This window comes from Micromonospora sp. DT231, assembly GCF_049847025.1.
Lineage (GTDB): Bacteria > Actinomycetota > Actinomycetes > Mycobacteriales > Micromonosporaceae > Micromonospora.
Genome location: NZ_JBNCNO010000032.1, coordinates 1 through 4,083, shown reverse-complemented (window position 1 = coordinate 4,083; position 4,083 = coordinate 1). Strand labels below are relative to the sequence as shown.

Annotated in this window: 2 protein-coding genes; both read left to right on the top strand. The window is 70.5% G+C overall.

What is annotated here, in order from left to right; genetic code table 11:
- A partial coding sequence (locus ACPXBU_RS34770; protein WP_425761391.1) for an SDR family NAD(P)-dependent oxidoreductase occupies positions 1-3,063 on the top strand: 3,063 nt, incomplete at its 5' end.
- Between the two features lie 27 nt (positions 3,064-3,090).
- Positions 3,091-4,083, top strand: a 993-nt coding sequence (locus tag ACPXBU_RS34765; protein ID WP_425761390.1) for a beta-ketoacyl synthase N-terminal-like domain-containing protein, incomplete at its 3' end; no start/stop codon positions are given.

Genomic DNA, 4,083 nt, shown 5'->3' with positions numbered 1-4,083 from the left:
CATCGGGATCCGGGTTATTGGGTGCGGCATGTGCGGGAGGCGGTGCATTTTCTGGATGCGGTGCGGGCGGGTGAGCGCGCGGGGGTGGACAGGTGGTTGGAGGTTGGCCCGGACGCGGTGTTAGCCGCGCTACTACCGGGCTGTCTGACTGCTGACCCGGTGGTCATCGCCGCGACCGGTCGCCGCCCCCGCCCCCGACCCACCACCACCGAACCCACCACCACCGAGCCCACCACCACTGACCAGCGCGACGCCACCGGAAACACCGCCCACACGACGACCACCAACCAGCAGGACGCCACCGAGGCCGCCCCCCGCACGGCGAGCACCGACCCGCGCGACGCCACCGAGGTCACCACCTCCACGGCGGTCACCGATCAGCGGGGTCGCGATGAGGTGGTCACTCTTCTCACTGCGGTTGCCCGGTTGTTCGTGACCGGGACTCCGATCGCGTGGGATGCGATCGTTCCGGCGCCGGATGTGGAGTCGATTCCGGTGGCGCCGACGTACCCGTTCCAGCGGGAACGGTTCTGGTTGGCTCCTAGTCCGGCTGTCGGGGACGCGTCGGCGTTCGGGTTGCGGCCGGTTACTCATCCGTTGTTGTCCGCCGCCGTGACCGTCGGCGAGCATCTGGTCCTGACCGGGCGGTTGACGGCGGCGAGAACAGCGTGGTTGGGCGAGCACGTCATCGCCGGGACCCCGATCCTGCCCGGGACCGGGTTCGTTGATCTGGCTATCCACGCCGGTGACCAGATCGGCGCCACCACCGTCGGGGAACTCACCCTGCACGCCCCGCTGACCATCCCCTCCGACGTCCAGGTGCAGATCACCCCGACCGGCACCGACGGCCACCACGACCTGACCATCACCTCTCCCACCGGCCTACACGCCACCGGCACCCTCACCACCGACACCCGACCAGAAACAGACCCCAACCTCGCCACCTGGCCACCGCCGGGAGCCGAGCCAGTCGATGTCGACGATCTCTACGATCGGCTGGCCGATGCCGGCTTCGCGTACGGCCCGCTCTTCCAAGGCCTGCGCGCCGCGTGGATCGGCGGTGACGACGTCTACGCCGACGTCGTCCTGCCCGAGGGCACCGACACCACCGGCTACGGCATTCATCCCGCACTGCTGGACGCAGCGCTGCAGGGTTTGCTGTTCGGTGCTGCCGCGGACAACGGCCTTCCCCGGCTGCCGTTCGCCTTCGAGCAGGTTCGGCTGCATCGCGCCGGAGTCGGCGCGCTGCGGATAAGTCTGCGGCGGCTCGGGGAGGACCGGGTTCGGGTGACGGCGGCTGACTCGGCGGGTGTGCCGGTTGCCTCGATCGGCTCGTTGACGATGCGGCCGTTCGACGCGGCGGTGGTGCCGCAGACCGGTCCGCGGTACGCCGTCGAGTGGGTACCCGCAGTGCCCGGTAGTGCGCCGGACGTCAGTGGTGACGTCGTCGTCGAGGTGCCGTCCGGTGAGCTGATCGACGTGGTCACCGGCGCGCTGACGGCGATCCAGGACTTCCTCACCGGTGGTGACCCGGGCCGGCTCGTGCTGGTGACCCGGGGCGCGGTGGCGGCCGTCGCCGGTGAGCCGGTTATCGATCCCATCCACGCGGCGGTCTGGGGACTGGCTCGTTCCGCGCAGTCCGAGCACCCCGGCCGGATCGTCATCGTGGACGGTGACCCGGACGCCGGTCGCGGCAGCGGTGAGCCGCAGGTCGCGGTACGCGGCGGCAAGGTCCTGGTACCGCGGTTGAGGCAATTGCGCGAGCCGGTGACCGCGCCTGTCTGGGATGGCACCGTGCTCATCACCGGCGGCACCGGCACCCTCGGCAAACTTGTGGCCCGGCATCTCGTGCAGCGGCATGGTGTGCGCAGCCTGATCCTGGCAAGCCGTAGCGGACCGGTGGCCGGACTGGACGACCTGGACGCCACGATCCGGGTCGTTGCCTGCGATGTTACCGATCGCGCCGCCGTCGACGCCCTGCTCGCCCAGGTGCCGGAGGAGCAGCCGCTGACCGCCGTGATCCACGCGGCAGGTGTGCTCGACGATGCCACTGTCGAACAGCTCACGCCGGAGCGGCTCACGGCGGTCCTACAAGCGAAGGCGACGGCCGCCCACCACCTGCACGAGGCCACCCGCGACCGCGAGCTGCGGGCGTTCGTGCTCTTCTCGTCGATCGCGGGCGTCCTCGGCAGCCCGGGCCAGGCCAACTACGCTGCCGCGAACGCCTACCTCGACGCGCTCGCCGAGGCCCGGCACGCGGATGGGCTGCCCGCCACGTCGATTGCCTGGGGAATGTGGGCGCAGCTCAGCGACATGACCCGCGAACTCGGCGACGGCGGCCGGAGGATGGGCACTGCGGGGCTGCGGCCACTGCGCACCGAGGCGGCCCTGGCGCTGCTGGACGCCGCCGTCGGCGGCGACCGGCCCGCGATCACGGCCGCCGACCTCGACCTGGCCGCGTGGCGAGACGCGGAACCCGCTGCCGTACCAGTTCTGCTGCGCAACCTGCGCCCCACCGGCAGGCGGGGACCGGCCGCGGAGAGTGGTCCAAGCTGGACCGCCCGGATCGCCGCCCTGCCCGAGACGGAGCAGGATCGCCTTGTCCTGGACCTGGTGCGCTCCTCGGTGGCCCAGATCCTCGGTCACGCCTCGCCGGACGCCGTCGAACCCGGCCAGGGCTTCCTGGACATGGGCTTCGACTCACTGACCGCGCTGGAACTGCGCAACCTGCTCGGCGCACGCACCGGCACCCGGCTGCCCGCAACACTGATCTTCGACTTCCCGACACCGCAGGCGCTGGCTGGGCGGCTACGACCCGACCCCGAGGCGGCGCAGCTCGCCCTGGTCACCCCTGTCGTCGCCGAACTCGACAGGTTGACCGTCGCGCTGGCCGGGCAGAGCGCGAGCAGCCGGGCGCGAACCGAGCTCACCGGCCGGCTGCAGGCGTGCCTCGACCGGCTGGCCGGCGGCGGTGACGGCGCCGCCGAGGCGCGGCTCACCACGGACGAGGAGATGTTCGCGTTCATCGACAACTCCTTGAGCCGCACCGATCTGGCCAACTGACCCGTCCAAACGACCGCGAGGGTGAACATGGCGACCGAGGACCAGCTCCGCGAATATCTGCGACGGGCCACCACCGAACTGCAGGAGACCCGCCGGCAACTGGGTGAGGTGCGGGCCAGGACCCGCGAGCCGATCGCGATCGTCGGAATGGCCTGCCGCTATCCCGGTGGAGTCCGGACGCCGGAACAGCTGTGGGAACTCGTCAGCACCGGCACCGACGGCATCACCGCCTTCCCCGACGACCGCGGCTGGGAGACCGGCGAGTTCGGCCCCGACCCGCAGGGCGGATTCCTCTACGACGCGGCCGATTTCGACGCCGCCTTCTTCGGGATCAGTCCGCGTGAGGCGCTGGCGATGGACCCGCAGCAGCGCCTGCTGTTGGAGACGTCATGGGAGGCGTTCGAGCGAGCTGGCATCGATCCCACGTCGGTCCGCGGCAGCTGCACCGGCGTCTTCACCGGGCTGATGTACGCCGACTACGGCGCCCGGCTGCACAAGGTGCCCGAGGCGATCGAGGGCTACCTCGGCAACGGAAACATCGGCAGCGTCGCCTCCGGTCGAGTCGCCTACACCTTCGGTCTCGAAGGCCCCGCAGTGACCGTGGACACCGCCTGCTCCTCGTCGCTGGTCGCACTACACCTGGCGGCGCAGGCACTGCGGCAGGGCGAGTGCGACCTCGCCCTGGCGGGCGGCGTCACCACCATGTCATCGCCCCGGGTCTTCGTCGACTTCCTGCGGCAGGGCGGCTTGGCGGCCGATGGTCGATGCAAATCATTTGCCGGTACGGCGGATGGAACGGGTTGGGGTGAGGGTGTCGGCCTGCTTCTGGTGGAGCGGTTGTCGGATGCGCGGCGTAATGGTCATCCGGTGCTGGCGGTGGTGCGCGGTAGTGCGGTGAATCAGGACGGAGCAAGTAGCCGTCTGACCGCGCCGAATGGGCCCGCGCAGGAGCGTGTTATTCGGCAGGCGTTGGCTAATGCGCGTTTGTCGGTGGTGGATGTGGATGTGGTGGAGGCGCAT